The following is a 1,107-nucleotide window of genomic DNA, read 5'->3' as shown; positions in this document are numbered from 1 at the left end:
TATTCTCTATATTCTATTTTCTCTTCTCAATAATCTCCAAAATCTCACGCAATTCCTCTGCCGAAATTTTATCCTCTTCAGCAAAAAACGAGACCATATTTTTATAAGAACTATTGAAATAATTATCAATTGCCGTGTTCATAAATGTTTTTCTGTAATCTTCTAATGCGATAACAGGAAAATATTGATGTGTATTTCCATAGGCGTTATGACCAACATAGCCTTTCTCTTCTAAGTTTCTTATGATGGTTGAAAGTGTATTGTAATGCGGTTGATCTTCCGTTATTTCTGCCATTACATCTTTTACAAAAGCTTTTTTAAGCTTCCATAAAATGTGCATGATTTCTTCTTCTTTATTCGTTAATTTTTGCATGATTGTTATTTTACAGAACAAACGTATAACTATATTTTTAGTTACACAACTATTTTTATAGTTATTTAACTAAAATTAACGTTTGAATTGAATTTACTAAATCTAAACAGTTATAAATTCTGTATTATTTAGAATATTGAATTTCTTCAAAAAGTTCTTCTATACCAAAATCCCAATCAGGATTGTTTCTTTTGTCGACGAAGATTTTTATAGCTTTAACAGGTTTTAGTTTATTGTAATTCAGTTTTGAAATTCTACCATCGGTTGATTCCATTACAATGTCAATTGCAATAATTTTATTTGTTCGGTCTCTTTTTATATTAGATATTTCAATAGTAATGTTTTGCTTTTTAAAAGCATTTCTAAGTGATAGCAATCCTTCATCAGAATCATTCGAATCAAAAACAATTTCCTCAGCTAGAATATTATCACTAGTAATGGTATCATTTTCAATGTTCTGATTTTGTGAAAAACTGATTAAATTTGATAAAAGAAGCACTACAATAAGTAAATATTTAACGTTTTTCATGTTCAAAATAGCTTTATATTAAAGATAAAAGTACTAAATATTAGAATATAAAATTATATTTGAAAATTAAAATTCAACCAATTTGAAATCCTACAACAAACTCAATTTTCACAAACACACCTTTTGCATTTTTAAAGAAGTCGCTTTTGAATCTATTTCAGATTTGAAAATGAATTATAAAAGCAAATCCGGAAGTAGTTATTAT

2 protein-coding genes are annotated in these 1,107 nt (G+C 26.3%); both read right to left on the bottom strand.

The features are described from left to right. Positions 1-13: 13 nt before the first annotated feature. On the bottom strand, positions 14-373 hold the full coding sequence (locus DIU01_RS07255) for a BlaI/MecI/CopY family transcriptional regulator (protein WP_290832970.1): 360 nt from the start codon (positions 371-373) through the stop codon (positions 14-16). Between the two features lie 124 nt (positions 374-497). Further along, on the bottom strand, positions 498-902 hold the full coding sequence (locus tag DIU01_RS07250; protein ID WP_290832968.1) for a hypothetical protein: 405 nt from the start codon (positions 900-902) through the stop codon (positions 498-500). Positions 903-1,107 lie beyond the last annotated feature (205 nt).

Origin of the sequence: Flavobacterium sp., assembly GCF_003525665.1 — a bacterium.
Taxonomy (GTDB): Bacteria; Bacteroidota; Bacteroidia; order Flavobacteriales; family Flavobacteriaceae; genus Flavobacterium.
This window is presented reverse-complemented; position numbering and strand designations above follow the sequence as displayed.

Coding starts and splice junctions, on each gene's coding strand:
- DIU01_RS07250 (WP_290832968.1), bottom strand. CDS start 902: ATGAAAAACGTTAAATATTTACTTATTGTAGTGCTTCTTTTATCAAAT.
- DIU01_RS07255 (WP_290832970.1), bottom strand. CDS start 373: ATGCAAAAATTAACGAATAAAGAAGAAGAAATCATGCACATTTTATGG.